This window comes from Sphingorhabdus pulchriflava, from assembly GCF_003367235.1.
In the GTDB taxonomy this organism is placed as follows: Bacteria; Pseudomonadota; Alphaproteobacteria; order Sphingomonadales; family Sphingomonadaceae; genus Sphingorhabdus_B; species Sphingorhabdus_B pulchriflava.
Genome location: NZ_QRGP01000001.1, coordinates 390,203 through 412,992, shown reverse-complemented (window position 1 = coordinate 412,992; position 22,790 = coordinate 390,203). Strand labels below are relative to the sequence as shown.

The 22,790-nt window shown below is 57.1% G+C and carries 23 protein-coding genes; 10 read left to right on the top strand and 13 right to left on the bottom strand.

Annotated features, from left to right (window positions below):
* Positions 1–61 precede the first annotated feature (61 nt).
* Entirely contained in the window at positions 62–1,201 is a 1,140-nt protein-coding gene (locus DXH95_RS02090; RefSeq protein WP_115547806.1) for a CaiB/BaiF CoA transferase family protein, read from the bottom strand.
* Positions 1,202–1,276: 75 nt separating this feature from the next.
* Positions 1,277–3,316, bottom strand: coding sequence for an acetate--CoA ligase (gene acs, locus DXH95_RS02085; protein ID WP_115547805.1), 2,040 nt, complete (start codon positions 3,314–3,316; stop codon positions 1,277–1,279).
* 132 nt (positions 3,317–3,448) lie between these two features.
* Between acs and DXH95_RS02080 the strand changes: the two genes are divergently transcribed.
* Positions 3,449–4,231, top strand: a complete 783-nt coding sequence (locus DXH95_RS02080; RefSeq protein ID WP_115547804.1) for an SDR family oxidoreductase — start codon at positions 3,449–3,451, stop codon at positions 4,229–4,231.
* Positions 4,232–4,295: 64 nt separating this feature from the next.
* On the opposite strand, the gene DXH95_RS02075 is transcribed toward DXH95_RS02080, so the two are convergent.
* A complete protein-coding gene (locus tag DXH95_RS02075; RefSeq protein WP_115547803.1) occupies positions 4,296–4,724 on the bottom strand; it encodes a heavy metal-binding domain-containing protein in 429 nt (142 codons plus the stop codon).
* A 130-nt stretch (positions 4,725–4,854) separates the two neighbouring features.
* Here DXH95_RS02075 and DXH95_RS02070 point away from each other — a divergent pair, with 130 nt between their 5' ends.
* Together DXH95_RS02070 and DXH95_RS02065 are read left to right on the top strand one after the other, a co-directional pair.
* The gene (locus tag DXH95_RS02070; protein WP_147291667.1) at positions 4,855–5,364 is read left to right on the top strand and encodes a hypothetical protein; all 510 of its coding nucleotides are present in this window, start codon (positions 4,855–4,857) and stop codon (positions 5,362–5,364) included.
* 35 nt (positions 5,365–5,399) lie between these two features.
* On the top strand, positions 5,400–5,891 hold the full coding sequence (locus tag DXH95_RS02065) for a hypothetical protein (protein ID WP_181883536.1): 492 nt from the start codon (positions 5,400–5,402) through the stop codon (positions 5,889–5,891).
* 12 nt (positions 5,892–5,903) lie between these two features.
* On the opposite strand, the gene DXH95_RS02060 is transcribed toward DXH95_RS02065, so the two are convergent.
* From DXH95_RS02060 to prfB, 4 genes are all read right to left on the bottom strand, one after another.
* Positions 5,904–7,046 carry a hypothetical protein gene (locus DXH95_RS02060; protein WP_147291666.1) on the bottom strand — a complete coding sequence of 381 codons (1,143 nt, stop codon included), beginning with the start codon at positions 7,044–7,046 and terminating at the stop codon, positions 5,904–5,906.
* Positions 7,047–7,100: 54 nt separating this feature from the next.
* Complete coding sequence (locus DXH95_RS02055) at positions 7,101–8,210, bottom strand: hypothetical protein (RefSeq protein ID WP_147291665.1); 1,110 nt, start codon at positions 8,208–8,210, stop codon at positions 7,101–7,103.
* Positions 8,211–8,309: 99 nt separating this feature from the next.
* The gene (locus DXH95_RS02050) at positions 8,310–8,951 is read right to left on the bottom strand and encodes a hypothetical protein (protein WP_147291664.1); all 642 of its coding nucleotides are present in this window, start codon (positions 8,949–8,951) and stop codon (positions 8,310–8,312) included.
* Between the two features lie 59 nt (positions 8,952–9,010).
* Complete coding sequence (gene prfB, locus DXH95_RS02045) at positions 9,011–10,138, bottom strand: peptide chain release factor 2 (protein WP_115547797.1); 1,128 nt, start codon at positions 10,136–10,138, stop codon at positions 9,011–9,013.
* A gap of 278 nt (positions 10,139–10,416) precedes the next feature.
* On the opposite strand from prfB, the gene DXH95_RS02040 reads away from it, so the two are divergent.
* Complete coding sequence (locus tag DXH95_RS02040; RefSeq protein WP_181883535.1) at positions 10,417–11,214, top strand: DUF4189 domain-containing protein; 798 nt, start codon at positions 10,417–10,419, stop codon at positions 11,212–11,214.
* 24 nt (positions 11,215–11,238) lie between these two features.
* Here DXH95_RS02040 and DXH95_RS02035 read toward each other — a convergent pair whose 3' ends face one another.
* Together DXH95_RS02035 and DXH95_RS02030 are read right to left on the bottom strand one after the other, a co-directional pair.
* Positions 11,239–11,958 carry an acyl-CoA dehydrogenase family protein gene (locus DXH95_RS02035; protein ID WP_115547795.1) on the bottom strand — a complete coding sequence of 240 codons (720 nt, stop codon included), beginning with the start codon at positions 11,956–11,958 and terminating at the stop codon, positions 11,239–11,241.
* Positions 11,955–13,100, bottom strand: a complete 1,146-nt coding sequence (locus DXH95_RS02030; RefSeq protein ID WP_239016512.1) for an acyl-CoA dehydrogenase family protein — start codon at positions 13,098–13,100, stop codon at positions 11,955–11,957. The genes DXH95_RS02035 and DXH95_RS02030 overlap by 4 nt, the downstream gene beginning before the upstream one ends.
* A gap of 179 nt (positions 13,101–13,279) precedes the next feature.
* On the opposite strand from DXH95_RS02030, the gene DXH95_RS02025 reads away from it, so the two are divergent.
* The 5 genes from DXH95_RS02025 to DXH95_RS02005 all read left to right on the top strand — a co-directional run bounded on the left by DXH95_RS02025 (position 13,280) and on the right by DXH95_RS02005 (position 20,064).
* Complete coding sequence (locus DXH95_RS02025; RefSeq protein WP_115547794.1) at positions 13,280–15,514, top strand: putative bifunctional diguanylate cyclase/phosphodiesterase; 2,235 nt, start codon at positions 13,280–13,282, stop codon at positions 15,512–15,514.
* A gap of 83 nt (positions 15,515–15,597) precedes the next feature.
* Positions 15,598–16,959, top strand: a complete 1,362-nt coding sequence (locus DXH95_RS02020; RefSeq protein ID WP_115547793.1) for a flavin-containing monooxygenase — start codon at positions 15,598–15,600, stop codon at positions 16,957–16,959.
* A 3-nt stretch (positions 16,960–16,962) separates the two neighbouring features.
* The gene (locus DXH95_RS02015) at positions 16,963–18,192 is read left to right on the top strand and encodes a cytochrome P450 (protein ID WP_115547792.1); all 1,230 of its coding nucleotides are present in this window, start codon (positions 16,963–16,965) and stop codon (positions 18,190–18,192) included.
* Between the two features lie 4 nt (positions 18,193–18,196).
* Positions 18,197–19,072 carry an enoyl-CoA hydratase-related protein gene (locus tag DXH95_RS02010; RefSeq protein ID WP_115547791.1) on the top strand — a complete coding sequence of 292 codons (876 nt, stop codon included), beginning with the start codon at positions 18,197–18,199 and terminating at the stop codon, positions 19,070–19,072.
* 5 nt (positions 19,073–19,077) lie between these two features.
* A complete protein-coding gene (locus tag DXH95_RS02005) occupies positions 19,078–20,064 on the top strand; it encodes a glutathione S-transferase N-terminal domain-containing protein (RefSeq protein WP_115547790.1) in 987 nt (328 codons plus the stop codon).
* Here DXH95_RS02005 and DXH95_RS02000 read toward each other — a convergent pair.
* The 3 genes from DXH95_RS02000 to DXH95_RS01990 are packed head-to-tail and all read right to left on the bottom strand — an operon-like array spanning position 20,048 to position 21,673.
* Positions 20,048–20,809, bottom strand: a complete 762-nt coding sequence (locus tag DXH95_RS02000) for a sulfite exporter TauE/SafE family protein (protein ID WP_115547789.1) — start codon at positions 20,807–20,809, stop codon at positions 20,048–20,050. The two genes, DXH95_RS02005 and DXH95_RS02000, sit on opposite strands and share 17 nt — an antisense overlap.
* A 1-nt stretch (position 20,810) precedes the next feature.
* Complete coding sequence (locus DXH95_RS01995) at positions 20,811–21,344, bottom strand: rhodanese family protein (RefSeq protein WP_115547788.1); 534 nt, start codon at positions 21,342–21,344, stop codon at positions 20,811–20,813.
* Entirely contained in the window at positions 21,341–21,673 is a 333-nt protein-coding gene (locus tag DXH95_RS01990) for an ArsR/SmtB family transcription factor (RefSeq protein WP_115547787.1), read from the bottom strand. The genes DXH95_RS01995 and DXH95_RS01990 overlap by 4 nt, the downstream gene beginning before the upstream one ends.
* A gap of 66 nt (positions 21,674–21,739) precedes the next feature.
* Here DXH95_RS01990 and DXH95_RS01985 point away from each other — a divergent pair, with 66 nt between their 5' ends.
* On the top strand, positions 21,740–22,600 hold the full coding sequence (locus tag DXH95_RS01985; RefSeq protein WP_115547786.1) for an MBL fold metallo-hydrolase: 861 nt from the start codon (positions 21,740–21,742) through the stop codon (positions 22,598–22,600).
* 9 nt (positions 22,601–22,609) lie between these two features.
* On the opposite strand, the gene DXH95_RS01980 is transcribed toward DXH95_RS01985, so the two are convergent.
* Complete coding sequence (locus tag DXH95_RS01980; protein WP_115547785.1) at positions 22,610–22,789, bottom strand: rubredoxin; 180 nt, start codon at positions 22,787–22,789, stop codon at positions 22,610–22,612.
* Position 22,790 lies beyond the last annotated feature (1 nt).

The following is a 22,790-nucleotide window of genomic DNA, read 5'->3' as shown; positions in this document are numbered from 1 at the left end:
TAACAGAAAGGGCCGGTCTCCATATGGAGGCCGGCCCTTTTCTTTGCCTTGGACAGTGATCTTAGCCGGTCACGACAGAGCCACCCGAAACCAGCGTTTCGATGTCCGAAGCAGCAAGCCCGGCTTCGCCCAGCACAGCGGCATAGTCGCCACCACGTGACGCGATAGTGAAGCTGTCGGCCTGTGTCTGGCTCGACAGACGCGGCGCGATTTGCGGGTGCAGCCATTTGCCGTCCTTCACCACCGCCTTGCGCTCTGCATTGGCCGGGTGCGACGCAGCTTCGACATAATCGAGCACTGGCGTAACGCAGGCGTCGGTCAGCGCAAAAATCGCCTCCCACTCATCGCGGGTCTTCGAAGCAAACACCTCTTCCAACATCTTATGCTGTTGCGCCCATTTGGACTGGTCATGCTGGCCGCCATAGGCTTCCTTGTCGATAGGGAGGCGCTCCATCATCGCGGCAAAAAATTGCGGTTCGATGCAACCGACAGCGACGAACTTACCGTCGCTGGTTCCATAGCAACGATAGAAGGGTGCAGCTCCGTCCAGAAGGTTTGCCTCGCGATCGGTGCGCCATTGACCGAGCCCCGCCATACCGTGGACAAAGCTCATCAAGCTGTGCGTGCCGTCGATGATCGCGGCATCGACGATATTGCCCTTACCCGTGGTCGCGCGCTCGACAACGGCTGCGAGAATGCCAGTGACGAGGAACATCGTGCCCCCGCCGAAATCACCGACCATGTTGAGCGGCGGCACCGGTGGCTGTCCTGCCTTGCCGATTGCGTTCAAAACGCCAGTCATGCTGATATAGTTGATGTCATGGCCTGCCATCTGGCTCCATGGGCCGGTCTGGCCCCATCCGGTCATGCGACCATAGATCAGCTTTGGATTGACGGCGTGGCAGGCTTCAGGGCCTACACCCATCCGCTCGGTAACGCCTGGACGCAGACCTTCGATCAGCACATCGGCGCTGGCAACCATCTTGAGGAGCGCCTCGACTGCCTCAGGCTTTTTGAGATCGAGCATGATCGAGCGTTTGCCGCGACCGTCCACGGCCTTTGGCAAAGCCGGGCCGGGACGATCAACAACGATCACATCCGCGCCCATGTCTGCCAGCAGCTGGCCAGTATAGGGGCCGGGGCCGATCCCTGCGAGTTCAATAACCTTGACGCCGTTCAGTGGCCCTTTGCGAGTGGACATGCTCTCTCTCCGTTTAATCGTGCGATTAAACGGCCATAACCGCTCCTAAGGCTATCGACAAGCCGCCAGTTCGGGTTAGCGGTTTTTGCGCCCCTCAATCAGGCTATCGACCACGCTGGGGTCGGCCAAGGTCGAGGTATCTCCCAATGCGCCGAAGTCGTTTTCGGCAATCTTGCGAAGGATGCGGCGCATGATCTTGCCGCTGCGGGTCTTGGGCAGAGCGGGGGTGAAATGGATATGGTCGGGTGATGCAATCGGGCCGATTTCCTGACGCACCTGCATCCGCAGCTCGCTCTCCAACTCAGCGCCCGGCTCCTCGCCAGCGTTGAGCGTGACATAGCAATAGATGCCCTGCCCCTTGATCTCATGAGGAAAGCCGACGACTGCGGCCTCGGCCACCTTGTCGTGCAACACAAGCGCGCTTTCGACCTCGGCGGTGCCCATGCGGTGGCCCGATACGTTGATCACATCGTCGACCCGGCCGGTTATCCACCAATAGCCATCACCATCGCGGCGACATCCATCGCCGGTGAAATATTTGCCCTTATAGGTCGAGAAATAGGTCTGCTCGAAACGCTCATGATCGCCATAGACGGTGCGTGCCTGCCCCGGCCAGCTGTGCGTGATGCACAAATTGCCCGAGACATCGCCGCGCGTATCGCCTTCATCTGCAATCACCTGCCCCTCGGCATCGACAAGCTGCGGGCGGATGCCGAAGAAGGGGCGTCCTGCGCTACCCGGTTTCATCCCGTGCGCACCGGGCAGCGTGGTGATCATCGTCCCGCCGGTTTCGGTCTGCCACCATGTATCGACGATGGGTAGTTTCCCCTCTCCCACTGTCGCATGGTACCAGCGCCAGGCCTCGGGGTTGATCGGCTCTCCCACTGTACCAAGCAAGCGCAGCGATTTGCGGCTGCGCGCCTTCACCGGCGCATCGCCATCACGCATCAGCGCGCGCAGTGCAGTTGGCGCGGTGTAGAAAATGTTGACCTGATGCCGGTCGACAATGTCCCAGAATCGGCCATTGTCGGGGTAGCTGGGGATACCCTCGAAAATCAGGCTGGTCGCGCCATTTTGCAGCGGACCATAGACGACATAAGAGTGGCCAGTGACCCAGCCGATATCGGCAGAGCAGAAGAAGACTTCTCCCGGTTTGTAATCGAACACATAATGGAAGGTGGTCGCGGTCCAGACCGAATAGCCACCGATTGTGTGCAAAACGCCCTTGGGCTTTCCAGTACTGCCCGAGGTGTAGAGTATGAACAGCGGATCCTCCGCATTCATCGGCTCACACGGGCATTCGCTGGGCACATCCGCGCCATATTCGTGATACCAATGATCGCGATGCGGCGTCATGTTGCAGGGATCGCCGGTATGTTCGATCACCAGCACGCCTTCGACACCCGACACACGCTCCAGCGCCGCATCGACGTTGGCCTTGAGGGGTACATGCTTTCCGCCGCGCAGGCCGCTATCGGCGCAGATCACGAAGCGGCTGGCGCAATCCTCAATACGGCCCGCCAAGGCCTCAGGTGAGAAGCCGCCGAACACCACCGAATGGATCGCCCCGATGCGTGCGCAAGCGAGCATCGCCACCGCACCCTCGACCACCATCGGCATGTAAATGGTAACCCTGTCACCCTTGGCCACGCCCATTTTCTTCAGCGTGTTCGCCATGCGGATTACCTCGGCCTGCAACGCGGCATAGCTGACCTTGCGCGAGGGCTTTGATGGCTCATCGGGTTCGAAGATGAAAGCGATCGCATCGCCCTTGCCTGCGGCCACATGGCGATCGACGGCGTTGTGGCAGAGGTTCAGGACGCCATCTTCATACCATTTGATCGAGACCGGATCGTAGGACCAGTTGCCCACTTTCGTCGGCGCGGTGAACCAGTCGATGCGCTTGGCCTGTTCGGCCCAAAAGCTGTCAGGATCGGATATGCTCGCGGTATATAGGCGGTTATAATCTGCTGCGCTGCAATGCGTGTCTTTGGTCGCACTTTCGGGGACGGGGAACCAATCCTGATGCTCGCTCACTTGCTCTCTCCAGACAATCGGGCTATCTACGCTTTCAGCATTGGTGGAGTAAGTCCGGTGATTCAAGAGTAATCCCATTTTTTCGTCATTCCCGCGAAGCCGGGAATCCAGTCTCCTACTGCTCAATTTGCAATAACAGGAGTTGGCCCTGCCTCCGCAGGGATGACGAGTAACATCCCAATTACTCAATTCGAATTGCAAGGACTACCCATGCCGAAATTACAGAATAAATCCGCCCTCGTGACCGGGGGTGCCCGCGGTATCGGCGAAGCGATTACCCGTTGCTTCGCCCGCGAAGGCGCGAGCGTGGTCATCGCCGATATCGATAGCGAAAATGGTCGGCGCGTCGCTGACGAAATTGGCGGCACCTATTTCGAACTCGACGTCGCCGACGAGAGTGGATGGAACCGCTTGGCCGCCTCCCATCCCCAGATAGACATTGTCGTCAACAATGCCGGCATTACCGGATTCGAGGATTCACCCGGCCCGCACGACCCCGAGCATTCCAGCCTAGCCGATTGGCACCGCGTGCATGCGGTCAATCTGGACGGGACGTTTCTTGGCTGCCGCTATGCGATCGGAGCAATGCGCGCAAAAGGCGCTGGCGCGATCATCAACATTTCATCGCGTTCCGGCCTCGTCGGAATACCGGCGGCTGCGGCTTATGCTTCATCGAAGGCAGCTATCCGCAACCATAGCAAATCGGTTGCGCTCTACTGCGCGCAGCAGGGCCTCAACATCCGCTGCAACTCGATCCACCCGGCGGCCATCCTGACCCCGATGTGGGAAGCTTTGATAGGTGACGGCCCCGATCGCGAGGCGCGGATGGCCGCGATGGTGGCAGATACACCTATGAAGCGCTTTGGCACGGTTGAAGAAGTCGCTGCGCTGGCCCTGCTGCTGGCATCCGATGATGCGACCTATATGACCGGCAGCGAATTGCACTTAGATGGCGGATTACTCGCTGGAAGCGCGGCGTCGCCGGGGGACTAAAGTGAAACGGCCAGCAGGCATGGGATATGCCTGCTGGCCACCATCTTGAACTTTACGGGAAAATTTAGGGCTGTGTTGGGGCAGCAGCCGCGTCCGCCGCCGGTGCCGCTGCATCAACTGTAGGAATCGGCTTGAACTTTATTGCAGTTCCCGTGGCATTGGTTTTGCCCCAGCTGAATGCCGAAACATGGCTGTCACCATATTTGGCGTTGATTACAGCATCGGCACCCAGCTTCTCTGCCCGTTCCCACAATTCCTTGTAGATTTTTTCCTGACTGGCTTCCTTGCTGAACACCGTCGCTTTGCGGACACCAGCCTGAACCTCACCTACGACTTCATAGGGGCGATCAGTGATATCATAAGCAAAAACCGGAAGGCCAACATCTTCGTTGACAACAACGAACGTCTTTTCTTCCTTTTTCTTTGCGAGTCCCGCCTGTGCACCCGCAGTCACGATAAGCGCGCCTACTATGGCGTATTTTACTGCTTTCATTTTTGCCTCCCTGTATTGATACTCGCTCAATCCATGATTGTTTTCAACTTCGAGTCAATCGCTTAGAGTAACGGCAGGTAATAATTCGAATCGTCCGAAGTGGCGAGGCTGGGATAGGGGGAGTTCCAGGATGCTAGTCATACTTGCAATGTTGGTTCAGGACATAGGGGAGACTGCGCCAGCAGTAGCAGCTCCATCAGAGACTGTAGTTGTTGCACCCGCTGTTATCCGTATCGATACACCAGTCGAATTGATGGCAACCAAAGAAGTCAGTACGGCAGATGTTACCGCTGGGACGCGTTTCAAACTGCGCCTTAACAAGCCTGTGATTATCGCCGAAGGTTTGACCATCCCGGTTGGAACATGGGCGCATGGGGAAGTTGTTTCAGCGACAGATTCTGGCGGCCTTGGAAAATCCGGAAAAATGTCCGCGCGACTGCTCTATCTTGAATATGGTTCGAACAAGATACCTCTCGAAGGTGAAATCAGCACCAAAGGCACCGGCGCAGGATCAGCCGGAGCTGCGGTGATTTTTGCAGGCGTCGCAGGATTGTTCCACAGAGGTAACAACGCAAAAATCAAGGCTGGCGAAATCATCAACGCCTTTGTCGCACAAGATACGACTTTGGTGCTTCCGTGATCTCCCGGATCTCCAGCTTTGCGAAACGTTCAATTGTGGTCGCTGCAGCATTATCGGCATCGGCCATTGGTTTCGCTGCCGAAACGTCCACAGCGGCTACATTGCCTGCAAACACGGAAATTGCGCTGAGTACAGTTCAAGACCTGACCAGCAAAAAAGCACATAAGGGCGATCAAGTTGCTCTGGTGGTAACTGAAGATGTGATGGCCGATGGCGCTGTCGTTATCCGAAAAGGCACGTTGGCCGTAGGCCGGATCGCTTTTGCACAGGATACAGGCGCGTTTGGCCAATCCGGTAAGTTAAAGATCGAACCGCTCTATATCCAACTGAACGGAACAACGATCAGACTGCAAGGAAGTGTTTTCAAAAAGGGCACTGTTACCGCAGGCGCAGCCGCAGGCCTTATTGTCCTGACCCCTGGCATGACTGGGCGTAGCGCAAAAATTCCGGCAGGCACCGCCATTCCGGCCGCGACCTTGCGCGATGTGAAGCTTCCGACAGTTCCAATTCAGCCGCCAGCGGAATGATTCCAACGCTGCTCAATCACACCCAGCCCTAAAATCAAACAGGCGATAACCCGGCTGGGTTCCGCCTTCACGGAAGTAAAGCGTGCGACGGCAGTTTACCTGAACCGTCTGCCATTGATATTCGGTAGTCTCACCTATCTTGGCACCGCAAACGCCATGGCTGCATCCGCCGATCACATCGACCGTGATAGGAACCTGCTCTTGGGTCTGCTCGCTCCAATACCAGTCGAGCTGGCGGACATTGCCGTTGACGTTCAGCGTATTGGGCACACCAAAGGTGGCAACGACTTCTTCTTCGCTTCTCCCTGCCATTCCCTGCAATTCTTGTACAAAGCGGCGCCCGGCGACATCGGACGCCCGATCCATGCTGTCCTGCATTTTCAGATCGTTTTCAATGTCACTGGCCATCTGGCCGAGTTTCTTGGACTGCGCTTCCAGCTCTGCGATTTTCTGAGCCTTGTATTTTTCCAGTTCAGCGGGAGACATTGTATTTTCATATTCAGGTTGCTTGGCATCTGGCCAGTAGCGCCCCCAAATCTGGTCGATCATGTCGGTGATGGCGGCATAACTCCCGACCATTTGCATCTGCAGCGGCGCAAACGGGTCCGTCGGTTGCTTTTTCGATTTTTTGCCCTGCTCAAAATTGGTCGCCATCTGGCGCGCGGTCGCCATTGCTTTTTCCCATTCAGGCGCCTTGCATGCAATCTTATAGGCTTGGGCAACCCAGTTATCTGGAACAGGCATCCATTCCGTCATGCTGCTTTTCTGGGTACGGCCAGCCCGGTCATAGGCTGTCGCCTCTTCGATATTCACCAACCGGTCCCGGCATTTGAAAGCCAGGAAATATTGGATGAAGTTGGTTGACCCGCCCTTTTCGATGGGGCCACCATTTTCCATCACTTGATAGACGTTGATCTTGTAGATCGTTTTCGCCTCAATGAAGTCGATGGGATTGGCCGATTGCATAGCCGCATTGGCCATAGTGCTCGGATCGCCGCCACCATCAAGGCTGCGTGTAATCAGATCGAAATCAGCAACATAGATGCTGCGATTTGGGGCCCTGTCAGGTTCCGACCCAATGGTAATATAAGGGCCGGCCTGCGCCGCAGTCGACAAAGCCAGAAACGGAAGGGAGAAAGTAAGGAGTTTACGCATTTTCAGTTACCTGACTTTTCAGTTCTGGCGAAACCGCGCCATCGGGATACGGCCTCAATTTGCGGCCAATTGATAGATTGCTCCAAGCTCGCTTTTCGAAACAGGACGCGCCTTTATGTCGAGCGGGCGGAGTTGTGCTTTGCCAATTATCTGGTTGAAACGCGGCATGCCGATGGTCGAATAGTCGTGGCTATGCAGGACATCGGAGGACGCCGGCAGATACAAGAGGTCGACCGCTTCAATGTCACATACCATCGACTTGGTATCCGTTTTTTCGCAATCGGCGGTCGAAAAGCGCGTATTTGGCGGCTGCGGGAAAAATCCATCGACGACGATCGCTTCACTGGCCTGAACCGAAAAAGAGGCGAATTCACCGTTAATGCCTATGCCGACATTCAGTCCGGGTGCCGGCACGGCAACAGAGACGTCATAATATCCCGCCTCGCGTGAGATATATTCCTCGCCATAGACCCAGCGCAGCTCGACGCAGCCCGCAGTGACATGCACCGCGGCGCACTCCTGATAGGGTGGGCGCGTCGACCATTGCTCATTGAACCATTGAGACTCAAACTTTGTCTCGTTGAAAATGGTTTCGGTTAGGTCGACACTTCCGACATAGGATTTGTCGACGGAAGCGGTTCCATCAGCGACGGGCAAGCTCGTCCGGGGCATGGGATGGGTGATACGGCTCAACCGGTAAGTACCGGGATCGACAATATAGACCTGATATTTGACCGGGCCTTTGCCCGGCAGTTCCAGCAGAAATCCCGAGCCGCCCACTTTTGCAAACGGCCGCTCCTCACCGACGATCAGCTTTTTGTCCGACTGCGCAATATTGCGCCATTCAACCGTGGTACCCAGTTCGACCGCAACCGATGTTCCGGTATCAGTAACATGGTCCGCAAGATTGTTCTCCCATGACGGGGCATCGGGGTATTTATAGCCCATATCGAGCGTAGCGATGGCCACAATCGCCTTGCCTTCTTTCAGCGCGAGCGGGAAAATCTTGTCGATCTCATTGGCCGCCTGCAACGTCTGCGCTTCGGCCTTTCGACAATCCTTCTTGAAAATAGCATCCTTGCATTCTGCAGCTGCCCGGCGCTTGGCCAGCTCTTTAACTTCCTTGTCGCTCGGCACAACCTGCTGAGCCTGTAAAGGCTGCACCAGACAAAATCCGATGCATACCATCAACGCGAAGGCGGAACATGGTCCAGCCGCAAATCGCCTAGAAGCCCAATTACGCATTCGCCCAGCCTTCAGAAATCACTGAGCCTTCAGAAGGCAGGCGCGCACTTTCTCGCGCGCTGCAAAGCCGCCAGTCCAATTGCCATCAAAGACCGATGCGCCGTTCATCGTTACCGAAACGCTCTCGACATCGTCCAAACCATCAAGCGCCGCTGCGAAGTTGGTCAATTGGAACAGTATGACAGGTGCCCCGTTTTTCACCGGAAAGTGCATTGCCTTTACCGTCTGCGGGCTATCACCGCCAGTCGCAAGCGTGACCTTTACCTTTTTGACTTTCGCCGTTGCTGGCACTTCCGGCCCACCGACAAAGAAATAGCTGTCCTTCCAGTCCTTATACGGCCCTATATAGCCCATTACCTTGCCGGGTGCCGCAAATGTCATTCCGCAAGGCTGATCCGCCTTGCTCCCGTCATTGTCGACGCTCCAGCCAGGTTGTGCCGCAGCAGCAGGTTTGCCGTCTGGCTTGCCCACATGCTGCTGACCTTTGGATTCAAAAGGCTTCATCGCCTTGGCAAGCTGCGCATCCAGCGCGGACTGGGCTTGGACAGCGCTGGTGCAGCAGAAAATGGAACAGGCAAAAATGACGGCTTTGAAGTGCATGGTAATACCTTGGGAACCAGCCATGATTGGCAGGAGAATCCACTGTATAGTGTCGCTCATACACTATAACCAATGCAATAGCTGGGGCTGTGCTAGTACACTGCCAAGCGATTTACAGCTTAGTCGACATCCTCAATCGCGACAGCCTCACCCGTCACCCGCTGAGCCAGCGCCGCTGCTATGAACGCATCAAGATCGCCATCGAGCACATCCGAGGGTGTCGGGCTGGTGACGCCAGTGCGCAGATCCTTGACCATTTGATAGGGCTGCAGGACGTAAGAACGAATCTGGTGCCCCCAGCCGATATCGGTCTTGGCAGCATGTTCAGCGCTGGCCGCTTCTTCGCGCTTGCGCATTTCCGCTTCGTACATCCTCGCCTTGAGCATACCCATCGCAATTTCGCGGTTCTTGTGCTGGCTGCGGTCAACCTGGCTGGCGACGACTATGCCCGAAGGGACGTGAGTAATGCGTACTGCAGAATCGGTCGTGTTAACGTGCTGACCACCTGCACCCGACGCACGGTAGGTATCGATTTTCAGGTCAGCGGGATTGATATCGATTTCAAAACTGTCGTCGATAACAGGGTATACCCAGACCGAGCTGAAACTGGTGTGCCGCCGTGCAGAGCTGTCATAGGGCGATATGCGCACGAGCCGGTGCACACCACTTTCGGTCTTTGCATAGCCGTACGCATTCTCGCCTTTGACCTGGATAGTCGCCGCCTTTATTCCTGCGGTATCGCCTGCCTGATACTCGATGGTATCGACCTTAAAGCCGCGCTTTTCCGCCCAGCGTGTATACATGCGGAACAGCATTTCTGCCCAATCCTGGCTTTCCGTACCCCCTGCGCCTGCGTGGATTTCGATGAAGGTATCAAGCGGATCGGCTTCACCCGACAAGAGGGCCGAAACCTTGTCCTTGTCCGCCCTGTCGGCGAGTGCCGCAAGTGCGGCAACGCCTTCGTCGGCCAAAGCCTCATCGCTTTCCATCTCGGCAAGCTCGATCAATTCGACTGTACCAACCTTGTCAGCATCGATTTCCCGAACAGTTGCAATGGCCGCATCGAGACGGCGCCGTTCGCGCATCACCTCTTCGGCCTTTTTGGGATTGTCCCACAAAGTCGGGTCTTCGACGCGTGCGTTCAGCTCGTCGAGGCGACGCAAGGCGCGGTCCCAATCGAGCGACATTTTGACAAGGTTTAGGGCGGCGTCGATCCGGTCGACCAAGGCTTGCGCTTCGGCGCGCATGGGGAAACTCCAATGTCTGAATTCAGGCCTGCGCGACTAGGGCCTGTAATGTGCGTTGTAAAGATGAACTAGTGCGCAAAAGTGGCGGCGCGATTTGCGGTTCTGCCGTATCTTGAAAGCCGGATTTCTCTATTTTCTGGATGATCATGCTAAACCGTTTGAGCATCGCTCTTTGCACTTTCGCCGTTTTTTGTCTGTCCGTACTATTGTCGTCAGAACCAGCCGCTGCCTTTGCCTATCCGTGCAACGGGCCGGGGCCTGGCCGGATCATGGTCGGGATGAGCCCCGGCGGAAATGGCGTAGCTTCTGTTCCAATGTGTGAAGATGATCCCAATTCGGCACCGCAACAGGCGGCGCCTCCTGCTCCTGCAAGGAATGACTATTCAGCGGTCGCCTGGCATCAGGATGCGAACGATGTCTGGGCATCAGCGAGGTACCAAGAACGCGCTGCTGCCGACAATATGGCCCTGCGTCACTGCACCGAAGTGATGGGCTCGGGCTGTCAGGTTATTTGGCAGGTGAACGGATATATTGGCGCAGCACTAGGTGCCACCGGGAATATCCACTGGGCAGCCGACGGTAGCAAAAGCAAAGTGAAGAAGCTGCTGGATGAACAATGCAAAGGCTATGTTCTTGGTTGCCTGCCTATCGGCATTTTCAAATCGACCGATACTTACGAAAGCGATGGTCAGTGGATTAACATCCGCAAACCCAAAAATGCCGCACTTTTGCGGAAAAGATATGGTGCTGTCGCGTGGCTTATGGGACCGGGCTATGACGGCACATCATTTGTTGCAACCGGCCATGCAACCTATCCAGAAGCCGTTGATGCGGCTTTAGCAGCATGCCGAAAGCACAATGGTGCCGATGCAAAATGTGAGGTGAGTATGGGAACCGGCAATGGCTTTCTGTACAGCTATCGCACAGACAAAGGCGACAGTTTCACAGCAGATCAAACCGAAAAACGAGCCGAACAGGCGATGAATTTATCTTGCAAAAAAGATAAGCTTACTTGCACAGTGTCCAAAGTTTTTGACGTGCGCCAACCGGGTCTTTTTGCGCACCGGATGCGATAGCGGTGTGAACGATGTCTGCAGCAGCTACCGTGCAGTGATATCGGCCCACAGACCCGCACCGCCCAGTTTCGCAACTTTCGTTCCAAGCACATTCCCCCAATAGGCGTCGTTGCCATGGTCGGAACGCCAATCGAGCAACGGCCCCGTCAACTTGTGCAAGTCATATTCGCGGGTGAAGCCTATGGCTCCGTGCACTTGGTGGGCGATTGCCGTGGCCTGCCCAATGGCTTTGTTGGTCCGCAATTTGGCGCAGGCAATTTCGAATAAGGCGGTCTCTGCATCACCCGCAGCCCGGTCAAGTGCGGCGGCCGCTGCAGCGCCTGCTACATTCACCGCTGCTGCCTCTACTGCAAAAACCGCCAATACCTGCTGCACTGCCTGGAACTTGCCGAGCGGTTTGCCGAATTGCTGGCGGGTATTCACATAGTCGATGCTCATCGCTAGTGCAGCATCCATCGCGCCTGCGGCCTGCGCCACGCGGATGAAAGCTCCATAGGGCTTCGTGACTTCGCCACCAAGCCATTGTCCGACAATATGCTCGCCAATCGCCATGCTTGGCACATTCGCACCCGCAATCCGCAGCACAGCAAACAGATCGCCCCAATCGCCGCCGAAACCGCCGTCTGCTTCCGCTAACAAAAGCTGACCAAACCCGGCCTCTTCAACGGGAGCCATTCCCAGCGTCGCAGCTTCGGCAAACACGGCTTCTGCCGTATCGCATAGCAAAGCACGTTGTTCGCTCATCTGAGTCCCAGCCCCCTTGCAATAATACCGCGAATAATTTCACGCGTGCCGCCTCGCAACGAGAAGCTCGGAGCGGCAATCAAAAGCGCGCGCATCAGCCGCGCAAGGTCGTCATCACGGGTGGAAGGGCAATCTACCAGCGCCTGCACGCGCTGCGGCAAAGCCTGCTCAAAGCTGTTACCCAAATCCTTGACCATCGACGCCTCAACCATCGGATCTTCACCGGCTGCCAGCTTGGCTGCAGTCGAAAGCGACATTTGCCGCAGCGTCCAAAGCTCTGCGGTCAACTCGCCTATCAAACCCTTGATTTGCAGATCCGGATCAGGACCTGCTGCATCAATCAATGCGGTCATCAACACATGGCTGGAAAGATAGCGTTCAGGACCGGAACGTTCGAGCGCCAACTCCGCTGTTGCCTGCGCCCACCCCTGCCCCCGGGCGCCGACCATTGCCCATTCTGGTAGAAGCACGTCATCGAAAAACACTTCGTTGAAATGATGATCGCCACCCATGTCGATAATCGGCCGGATCGTAATTCCGGGAGCATCCATTGGGATGAGGAACTGCGAAAGACCAGCATTGCGCTCACTGCCCTCTTCACTGCGCACCAGTGCCAGCATCACGTGGCTCATATGCGCGCCCGAGGTCCAGATTTTCTGGCCGGAAATGCGCCAGCCGTCTAGCGTGTAACGGGCAGTTGTCCGGACTGCAGCCAGATCCGACCCTGCACCAGGTTCAGACAGGCCGATACAGGTGTACAACTGGCCTTTGCAGATACCGGGCAGGTAACGCGTCTTCGCCTCTTCGCTGCCATAGCGCAGAATCAGTGGTGCAGTTTGCCGATCTGCAATCCAGTGCGCGCCAACGGGTGCTCCCGCCGCGAGCAATTCCTCTATCACGACATAGCGTTCAAGCGGATGCCTTTCGTGTCCTCCCACCGTTTTGGGGAGGATCATCCCAAGGAAACCCGCCGCACCCAAAGCACTGGAAAATTCCGGATCGCCGACGACCCAGCAATTAGGAACGCCGAGCTTGGGCTCATGCGCGGCAAGAAAGGCGCGGACCTCGGCTCGCAATGCCGCAACATCACCGGGCGGATCGAATGGATAAATCGAAAAACTCTGCTGCATATTTACGGCCATGCCAGTGGCTGCCGTCTTCGACAAGCCCCCAGAAATACTTACATGAAATGGGCGATTAAGCCGACGACCGGCCAAAGTATTTTCTGCAAAATTAGGGTTCCGTAAACCAAAATATCCTACAGAAAACGGTGAAGTAGGCAAATTGCAACCATTTGGCGCAAAGCGAAATTAGACACGATATGGCAGTCCTCAACATCTTCAAAAGCCTGACCGGAGGTAACACCGATTCGGCAGATGGAAGCGTCGTCGCTGTCGTTGTCACCCAAGCCGATGCCCAGCGCCGATTGGAAATCGTCGACGACTTTGAACGCGCCGGGATTGCCTGGTTGTGGGCGACCGACGCCGATGGCCGACTGATTTATCTGTCCGACAACGCATTGCAGACGCTTGAAATTCCGATGGAGGAACTTTTGGGCCGGTCGCTGATTACAATATTTGAAACCGACCCGGACAGCCCCGGTGGAAAATCGGATAGGCCGCTAAATTTTCAGCTCACGGCGCATAACAAGATCAAAGATCTGACTGTACGGCTAACAATCGGACGATCCAAACATGAAGGTCGCCACATCTGGTGGTCGATTTCCGGCCATCCTAAACTTGACAAGTCAGGGAAGTTCCAGGGCTATCGCGGATCGGCCAAGGACATCACGGTCGAATATCAGCGCCAGCTTGAAGATTCGCGACTAGCCGAGTTCGACTCGCTGACCGGGCTTGCCAACCGCCACCGCATGAACAAGCGGATCGAGGCAACGCTGGCATCGTATAAGGGTGGCAACCGCAGTTGTGCGCTGATCATGATGGACCTCGACCGGTTCAAGCAAGTTAACGACACGTTGGGGCATCCTGCAGGCGACGAGCTTCTGCGGCAGGTCGCGCGACGCATTGAGCGTGTTATTGGTTCGCGAGGGGAAGTCGGCCGCCTCGGTGGAGACGAATTCCAGATATTGCTGCCAGATATCGACGACCGCGGAAAATTGGGCGAACTGGCAAACAAGCTGATCCAGGTGGTGTCGCAGCCTTATCCTATCGAGGACAAGCGCGCGACCATAGGCACCTCTGTTGGCATTGCCGTTGCACCCTATGACGGCAACCACAAGGACGACCTGATCCACAATTCGGACCTTGCGCTTTATGCTGCCAAAAATGGCGGTCGCGGACAGTTCCGATTCTACTCGGCCGATCTGAAGGACGAAGCCGAGGAACGCCGTATCATCGAAGAAGATTTGCGTGACGCCCTCGCCAATGAGGAACTGGAGCTGCATTATCAGCCGATCGTGCGCACCGAAGACAATATGGTCGTCGTGTTCGAAGCATTGATGCGTTGGACCCATCCCGAGCGCGGAAATGTTGCTCCCGGTGTTTTCATCCCGGTTGCCGAGGAATCCGATCTGATCCTCAAGCTTGGCGAATGGGCACTGGTGAAGGCCTGTCAGGATGCAATGCAATGGCCAAGCTCGGTCCGCGTCGCCGTCAATGTTTCAGCGGCGCAATTCGCACATAGTGATTTTGTAGACGCAGTCACCCATGCACTCGATGCATCCGGACTGGACCCCAACCGGTTGGAATTGGAACTGACTGAGAGCATCTTCATGGGCGACAGCGAAACTGTCGAGACCACTTTCAAGGTACTAAAAGAACTTGGCGTCCGGCTGGCACTCGACGATTTCGGGACCGGCTATTCTTCGCTCAGCTATTTACGTTCCGCGCCTTTTGACAAGCTGAAAGTCGACCGCAGCTTTGTCGACAGCTGCACCCAGAAAGACCAGAACAGCGATAAGATCATCGCCGCCATCATTGGCCTGTCGGATGCATTGGGTATGGAGGTTACCGTCGAAGGGGTCGAAGCGTTCGATCAGCTCGAGGTTGTAAAATCAAAGGGTGCCCGCTTCATACAGGGCTGGATATATTCGAAGGCGCTGAAGCAGGACGTCATCGTCGAACGCATGAAATCAGGCGAATTCAGCATTGAACCCGAAGGTCCGGAAAAGCACCGCTCCGAAAGGCGATCGGTGTACCGGCGCATCGGCGTCATCCATGATGACCATCGTTATGAAGCTTTGCTGCGTGACCTTTCAAAAACCGGCGCACGAATCGAGGGTCTGGTGGGCGTACCAGTCGGTACCGAGCTCGTGCTCGATCTAACGGGCGGTCAATTGGTGGTATGCACGGTCAATCGCTCGCAAGAGGCGATGATTGCTGTCGAATTTGAAACGGCATTGGTCAGCGACGGTGCGGGTGGCCTTTGCACCCGGCACCGAGCGTCACCTTATGCGCTGGCCTCTGCGGGCATGCGGATTGAAACGGGTCCTTCGGGCAAAAATGGCAATGTTGTGCTCATCCATCCGCCCAAGACCAAGCCTCAATTTTTGGAAGTCGCGGTCAGCAAAGCCCAGATAGGCGCCAGCTTCTCGTGACACCCGCTTAAGGGCTGGACTTTAATCGCGCGATTAAACATAGTCGTCTCTGGAGCCCGCACAGGCGGGGAGGAGAGATCGACATGAACCTGCCGAAGGTGTGTATCATCGGTGCCGGTTGTTCCGGCTTTACGACAGCAAAACGACTGAAAGACCATGGTATCCCGTTCGATATTTTCGAGGCATCGGACGATATTGGCGGGACCTGGTACTACAACAATCCCAATGGCATGTCGGCTTGTTATCAAAGCCTGCACATCGACACATCGAAATGGCGGCTGGCATTTGAAGATTATCCGGTGCCCGCCAACTGGCCCGATTACCCGCACCATTCGCAGCTGCTCCAATATTTCCATGACTATGTGGATCATTTCGGGCTGCGCCCCCATATCCGCTTCAACACCCGCGTCGAAAAGGCGAAGCGGCGCGACAGCGGCGGTTGGGATGTGACGCTCTCGACTGGCGAGACAAAACATTATGACGCTTTGGCGGTCGCCAATGGCCACCATTGGGCGGCGCGAATCCCGGAATATCCAGGCCATTTCGATGGCGCACAGATCCACTCACACCAATATCGCACGCCTTTCGAGCCTGTGGACTGCATCGGAAAACGCGTTCTCGTCGTTGGCATGGGCAACAGCGCGATGGACATTGCGAGCGAATTGTCGCAGCGGCCGATGGCGGAAAAACTGTTCGTCTCTACCCGTCGAGGTGTCTGGATTTTCCCTAAATATTATCGCGGGCAACCACTCGACAAGAATCCAGCCCCGGCGTGGCTGCCCAAGGGCATCAAGCAATGGCTGGGTGCGCGGATGGTGAAGGGGCTTGTCGGCAAGATGAGCGACTATGGCCTTCCCGAGCCAGAAATCGGCCCGTTTGAAAGCCATGGGACGGTATCGGGCGAATTCCTCGTTCGTGCCGGATCGGGCGATATCAACATGAAGCCAGCGGTCGAACGGCTCGATGGCGACGGCGTGGTGTTCACCGATGGCAGTCGGGAGAAGGTCGATATCATCGTTTGGGCGACCGGCTATGACATCAACTTCCCCTTTTTCGACGATCCAGCCTTTACCGCCGACAGCGACAATCGGCCCCCACCCTTGTTCAAGCGCATCATGAAGCCCGGAGTTCCCGATCTTTTCTATATGGGCCTCGCGCAGCCGCTGCCGACATTGGTCAACTTTGCCGAACAGCAATCAAAGCTGGTGGCGACCTATCTAGCCGGCAAATATGCGCCGCCGTCGGAAGATGAAATGCGCCGCATCATCACTGCCGACGAAGATTACTACACCGGACAATATTATGCGGCACGGCGGCATACCATCCAGCTCGATTTCGACCATTATGTCCGCGCTTTGAACAAGGAACTGGAAAAGGGTGCGAAACGTGCGGCGGCCAAGGGCAATGCCCTGCCCGTGCCTTCGCGCCAGATGGAGGAGGCTTGAGCTATGGCAACTGTTTTGGACAAACGCCCGATCAACCCGTTCGAAGTCAGTGCGAACGCCATTTACACCGAAGACCAGTGGCGCGAACCCTTTGCCAAATTGCGCGCGGAAATGCCGCTGAGCTGGCGTCCGGAAAGCCCCTTCGGCGCCTATTGGTCAGTGGTGACGCATGACTTGGTGCAGGAAGTCGAGCTGCGCCACGATGTGTTCAGTTCACGTTGGGATATGGGCAATATCACCATCGCCGAAGCGGTGAATGGCGAAGGCTTCCCCAATTTCATCGCGCAGGACCCGCCCATCCACACCGCGCAACGCAAGGTCATCGCCCCTGCTTTCAGCCCGAGCCAGATCCTCAAGCTGGAAAAGCTGGTGCGCGAACGGACCGAAAAGCTGTTTTCGGAACTGCCGCGCGGCGAGGAATTTGATTGGGTTGAACGGGTTTCGCTCCCGCTCACTTTGGGAATGCTGTGCATCCTGTTCGACATGCCGTTCGAGGAATGGCGCGACATCAAACGCTGGTCGGATTGGGCGAGCGGCGTTTCGGAAGACAATCTGAACGAGGAATATCGCGCGCAATTTCTGTTGCAGATGGGCGAGATGCTCGCCCGCTTTGACCGTGAGCTGGAGGATCGCCGGAGTAAGCCGCCTACGGACGATTTGCTGAGCCGCATGGTCCATTCGGAAGCGATGGGGAACATGGACGCGATGGAGCGTATCGCAAATATCGCGCTGTTGATTGTCGGCGGAAACGATACCACGCGCAATTCGATGTCCGCGCTGGTCGAGGCGTTCGACAAATATCCCGGCGAGATGGATCGGTTGCGCGCCGACGCCTCGCTGATCCCCAATGCCGCGCAGGAAATCATCCGCTGGCAATCGCCGGTCACCCATATGCGTCGCACCGCGCTTGAGGATACCGAGCTTGCCGGACAGCGCATTGCCAAAGGGGAAAAGGTCGTGATGTGGTACATCTCCGCCAATCGCGACGAACGGATTTTCCCGGATGCCGAACGCTTCGATGTCGGCCGTGAAAATGCCCGTCGCCATGTCGGCTTTGGCCATGGCATCCACCGCTGCGTGGGCGCACGCCTGGCGGAAGTACAATTGCACGCCGTCATAGAGCAGATGCTGAAACTGCCCGGTCGGGTGGTGCCACAAGGCAAACCCACACGGCTCGCCAGCCCTTTCCTGCACGGCTTCACTGCCATGCCCGTCAAGATCATGGAGGCTTGAACCCATGACCGAATACAGCACGCTGGTGGTTGAGCAGGAAGGGCCGATCCTGTGGGTCCGCATCAACCGCCCCGAAGCCATGAATGCCTATACCGCAACGATGGGCGCCGAACTGGCGGCGGCGTTTGACCATGCCGATGGCGAAGATTCGATCCGAGTTGTGATTTTGAGCGCGCTGGGCCGCGTGTTTTGTGCAGGAGCCGATGTCTCGGCCGGTGCAGGCTCATTCGATACCGAGAGCGGCGAAGGTGCGAAGAATTTTGGCGCCCGTAGTGAAGGCCGCAACGCCAATTTCATCGCTGCGATCATGAATTGCCGCAAGCCTTCGATCGTCGCCTTTAATGGCTCGGCCGCTGGCGTGGGCCTCACGCTCACCCTTCCTTGCGACATCCGCATTGCTGCAGACAATGCCAAGTTCGGTTGCGTCTTCACGCGCCGCGGCTTGGTGCCAGAGGCGGGTTCGGCCTGGTTCCTGCCGCAGATTGTCGGGCTGAGCCAGGCGCTCAAATGGTGCCTGACGGGCGCACTTGTTCCTGCCAGCGAAGCGCTTGAAAAAGGCTTGCTGGCGGAAACCTGCCCCGCCGAACAACTCGATGATCGGGCGCGCGAATTGGCGATGGAAATCGCCACCAACACCTCGCCGGTGGCCATCGCGCTTACCCGCCGCCTTTTGTGGCGCTTTTCAACCGATGCCGATCCATCAGGCGCACTTTCGGTCGATGCACCGCTCAACATCGCATTGGGAAAGGGTGCCGATGTGCATGAGGGCGTATCCGCCTTCCTCGAAAAGCGCGCACCCAATTTTCCGAGCAAAGTGTCGAGCGATACGCCGGCAACACCATGGTGGCCGGCCGACCCGACCGCCCGCCGTCAAGGATAGACTCGATGTACACACTCTATGGCGCGCTAGGATCGCCTTATTCGATGAAAATGCGCGCCTTGCTGCGCTATCGCAGGATTGCGCACATCTGGAAGGATGGTGCGGCCGCACGCGAAGCACTTCAGCAGGTCAAGGCGCCGGTCATTCCGGTTCTGCAATATCCCGACGGCCATTTCGCCAATGATTCCACACCATTGGTCTATGATCTTGAGGCGCGGCATGCAGATCGCTCGTTGGTTCCGCCTTCCCCCGCCCACGCCTTTCTCGCGCATCTGCTGGAGGATTTTGCCGACGAATGGCTGACCAAGGCCATGTTCGGATATCGCTGGCTGGAGGAAGTCGACCAGATCCAGATGAGCCGCTGGCTCGCGTTCGACAATCTCAAAGGCGGCGGGCTCCAGACCAGTCAGGGCTTTGCCGAGGCATTTCGCTCACGGCAGGTTGGGCGCATGGCGATTGTCGGCTGCACCCGCGAAAACTTCCCGCTGATAGAGGCAAGCACCAAAGCCGTACTGGCCGCGCTTGAAGCGCATGTGGTGAACCGGCAGAGCCTGTTTGGAACCCGGCCCAGCCTCGCCGAATTTTCGATCTATGGACAGCTATCGCAATTGGGCACCGACCCGACCCCGCAGGCAATGATGCGCGCGGAATTTCCGTACAGCTATCGCTGGCTGGCGCATGTCGACGATATGTCTGGCGTAGATGGCGAGTGGGAAGATGAAATCGCACCCGTCGTTGCAGAACTGGTTCGCATAGCGGGCGAGGTTTATGCACCCTTCCTGCTCGCCAATGCGGCAGCCTCAGAGACCGGCGCGGAAACATTCTCGATGACGGCGATGGGCCTGCCCTATGAACAGGGCACGTTCAAATATCAGGTGAAATGCCTTGCAGACCTGCGCGCGCGCTATGCGGCGCTAGACGGGGATGCAATGGCCGTCGTCGATCCGATTCTGGGTTCAAACTGGTTGAGCGCACTCAACGCAGCAGGATGAACAGCGCCACACCGATGACCATCACAGCAAAGATGGTCCGCGCGAGTGCCGTGCGCTTTTCCAAGCGCTTGGCCAACGGAATTGCGGCAAGAGTGCCGACTCCTCCGCCCACCACCAGCGCGCCAAATAGCGGCCACAGCAACTGCCCCGACGCCGCGTAGGACAGGCTGGTTGCACTTCCGAAGAGTGTGACCGAAACGAGCGAGGAAGCACTGGCATTGGCGAGCGTCATGCCGGTCGATGCCATCAGCCCCGGCGCGATCAGGAAGCCGCCACCAATGCCGAAAAAGCCTGCTGCCAAACCAGCGAGTAAACCCACGGGTGCGAGTTTCAGCACCATCGGCGGTGTCAGGTGCACATTGGGATCGCCCTCGCTCTTCTTCGGAATCAGCATCGAAATGGCGATCGCGATCATTGCAAAAGCGAACCACATCAGCAGTGCTTTCCCATCCACCTGCTTGGCAAATTGTGCCCCAACCAGCGAACCGGCGAGACCTGCTATGCCAAAGGTGATGGCGCAAGGCCATTTCACCCGCCCTGCCCGCGCCTGTGCGGAAAGGCCAATCGCTGCATTCACTGCTACCGCTGCTGCCGAAGTGCCGATCGCCGCATGGGTATCGACCACCCCAACCACATAGATCAGCCAGGGCGTCGCCAGCACCGATCCGCCGCCGCCAAACAGCGTCAGCAACAGCCCGATCAGCGCGCCGCCAAAACCTGCCAGCAGGAGCGATTCCCAGGCCATATCAGGCAGTCTTCACCCGGTTCCAGGGCATCAACATCAACAGCCGCGCCATTCCGCAAAACCCGGTGACGCCAGCAAAGGTCAGGCCAGCACCGACGAAGGCGGAAAGACCAAACCATGCCGGAGCAACGAAAAAGCCGAGAAGCACACCGATCAGCACCAGCGAACCGGCGGCAATCTGAACTTGCCGCATGATTTCCAGCGGCGCGTCGGCATTAGTTTCAACCGGCAGGCCCGCCTTTTCCCAGGCGTTCAGGCCACCGTCGAGGACAAAGGCGTCTCCGGTAACGCGGGCAGCCAAACGGTCACACGCACCGGTAGTGCGCATCCCCGAACGGCAGGTGAAGATCACATCGGCGTCTGGATCGACGCTGAGATGCGCCTTTTCCCAAACCGAAAGCGGCTGTGATTGCGCGCCCTTGATGTGGCTGCGCGCATATTCATCAGGCTCGCGGATATCGATCAACACCGCACGCCCAGCGTCGATCCGTTCGCGCACCTGTTGCGGCGAAAGCTTGTGCAAAATGGCCGTCATGGCAATTTCCTCATTTCAGGCGGGCAATAGAGCTCCGCCAAGGTTTCGATGATCCGCAGCGCGCTTTGATCGGCGATGCGGTAGTAAATCGACTGGCTCTCACGGCGGGTCGAAACCACGCCTTCCTCGCGCAGCATTGCAAGGTGCTGAGACAAAGCAGACTGCGAAAGGCCAACGCGTCGCTGAATCTCGCTCACCGACAATTCCTCGTCGGCGAGCTGGCACAGCACCATCAGCCTTTTTTCATTCCCAAGCAGCCGGAGCAGCGCAGCCGCGCGTCCGGCACTTTCCTCAAACAATGCGAGGTCAAAGCGAGCCAAATCGAACATGCCCTCATTATATGCATTGATTCTAATTTAGCAAGTGCTAATATATTGGTCATAAGGAGACGACTCATGAACGCCCATGTTCAAGGTTTTTTTGACCCCACCACTTTCACGGTCAGCTATGTCGTGCACGATCCCGCCACGAAGAATGCAGCGATCATCGATCCCGTTCTTGATTTCACACCGCGCAACGGGCGCACCTCGACCCAGTCGGCTGATGCGGTGCTAAGTTATGTCGATGAGCATGACCTGAAGCTCGACTGGCTGCTCGAAACGCACGCCCATGCCGACCACCTGTCAGCGGCGCATTATCTTCACGAAAAGACCGGCGCGCCCATCGTTATCGGGGCGCATATCACCGATGTGCAGCAGGTTTTCGGCGCACTTTTCGAAGCCGACGACATGAAACCCGATGGAGGAGACTTTGGCCGGCTGGTGCGCGAAGGCGAAAGCTTGCCGCTCGGCAACCTCGGCATCTCCGTAATGCACACGCCGGGGCACACCCCCGCCTGCGTAACCTATCTGATCGGCGATGCAGCCTTTGTCGGTGATACGCTGTTCATGCCCGATTACGGCACAGCTCGCGCCGATTTTCCGGGTGGGGATGCGGCAACACTCTATCGCTCAATCCGCAAGATACTTGCCCTGCCGCTGCAAACCCGGGTCTTCGTCGGCCATGATTATCTGCCCGCCGGGCGCAACGAGTATCGCTGGGAAACCACGGTGGCCGAACAAAGGGCGGGCAACATCCACGCGCATGATGGCATCAGCGAAGCCGAATTCGTTGCGATGCGAACTGCCCGCGACAAGACGCTGGAGGCCCCGCTGCTGATCCTGCCCTCGTTGCAGGTCAACATCCGCGCAGGTGCCATGCCGCCCGCTTCACCAGGCGGGCATGTTTATTTCAAGCTACCTGTCAACGCGATCTGAACCCAGGAATCAGCCGATTTCGACCATTTCGAAATCGGCTTTTTCCGCACCACAAGTCGGGCAATACCAGTCATCGGGCACATCTTCCCAGCGCGTGCCGGGCGCGATGCCATCGTCGGGCCAGCCCTCGGCCTCATCATATTCCTGCCCGCAATAGGTGCAGCGGTAGCGCTTGAACGGCTCTGCCATC

Coding starts and splice junctions, on each gene's coding strand:
- DXH95_RS02090 (WP_115547806.1), bottom strand. CDS start 1,201: ATGTCCACTCGCAAAGGGCCACTGAACGGCGTCAAGGTTATTGAACTC.
- acs (WP_115547805.1), bottom strand. CDS start 3,316: ATGGGATTACTCTTGAATCACCGGACTTACTCCACCAATGCTGAAAGC.
- DXH95_RS02080 (WP_115547804.1), top strand. CDS start 3,449: ATGCCGAAATTACAGAATAAATCCGCCCTCGTGACCGGGGGTGCCCGC.
- DXH95_RS02075 (WP_115547803.1), bottom strand. CDS start 4,724: ATGAAAGCAGTAAAATACGCCATAGTAGGCGCGCTTATCGTGACTGCG.
- DXH95_RS02070 (WP_147291667.1), top strand. CDS start 4,855: ATGCTAGTCATACTTGCAATGTTGGTTCAGGACATAGGGGAGACTGCG.
- DXH95_RS02060 (WP_147291666.1), bottom strand. CDS start 7,046: ATGCGTAAACTCCTTACTTTCTCCCTTCCGTTTCTGGCTTTGTCGACT.
- DXH95_RS02050 (WP_147291664.1), bottom strand. CDS start 8,951: ATGAGCGACACTATACAGTGGATTCTCCTGCCAATCATGGCTGGTTCC.
- prfB (WP_115547797.1), bottom strand. CDS start 10,138: ATGCGCGCCGAAGCGCAAGCCTTGGTCGACCGGATCGACGCCGCCCTA.
- DXH95_RS02040 (WP_181883535.1), top strand. CDS start 10,417: ATGAGCCCCGGCGGAAATGGCGTAGCTTCTGTTCCAATGTGTGAAGAT.
- DXH95_RS02035 (WP_115547795.1), bottom strand. CDS start 11,958: ATGAGCGAACAACGTGCTTTGCTATGCGATACGGCAGAAGCCGTGTTT.
- DXH95_RS02030 (WP_239016512.1), bottom strand. CDS start 13,100: ATGGCCGTAAATATGCAGCAGAGTTTTTCGATTTATCCATTCGATCCG.
- DXH95_RS02025 (WP_115547794.1), top strand. CDS start 13,280: ATGGCAGTCCTCAACATCTTCAAAAGCCTGACCGGAGGTAACACCGAT.
- DXH95_RS02020 (WP_115547793.1), top strand. CDS start 15,598: ATGAACCTGCCGAAGGTGTGTATCATCGGTGCCGGTTGTTCCGGCTTT.
- DXH95_RS02015 (WP_115547792.1), top strand. CDS start 16,963: ATGGCAACTGTTTTGGACAAACGCCCGATCAACCCGTTCGAAGTCAGT.
- DXH95_RS02010 (WP_115547791.1), top strand. CDS start 18,197: ATGACCGAATACAGCACGCTGGTGGTTGAGCAGGAAGGGCCGATCCTG.
- DXH95_RS02005 (WP_115547790.1), top strand. CDS start 19,078: ATGTACACACTCTATGGCGCGCTAGGATCGCCTTATTCGATGAAAATG.
- DXH95_RS02000 (WP_115547789.1), bottom strand. CDS start 20,809: ATGGCCTGGGAATCGCTCCTGCTGGCAGGTTTTGGCGGCGCGCTGATC.
- DXH95_RS01995 (WP_115547788.1), bottom strand. CDS start 21,344: ATGACGGCCATTTTGCACAAGCTTTCGCCGCAACAGGTGCGCGAACGG.
- DXH95_RS01990 (WP_115547787.1), bottom strand. CDS start 21,673: ATGTTCGATTTGGCTCGCTTTGACCTCGCATTGTTTGAGGAAAGTGCC.
- DXH95_RS01985 (WP_115547786.1), top strand. CDS start 21,740: ATGAACGCCCATGTTCAAGGTTTTTTTGACCCCACCACTTTCACGGTC.
- DXH95_RS01980 (WP_115547785.1), bottom strand. CDS start 22,789: ATGGCAGAGCCGTTCAAGCGCTACCGCTGCACCTATTGCGGGCAGGAA.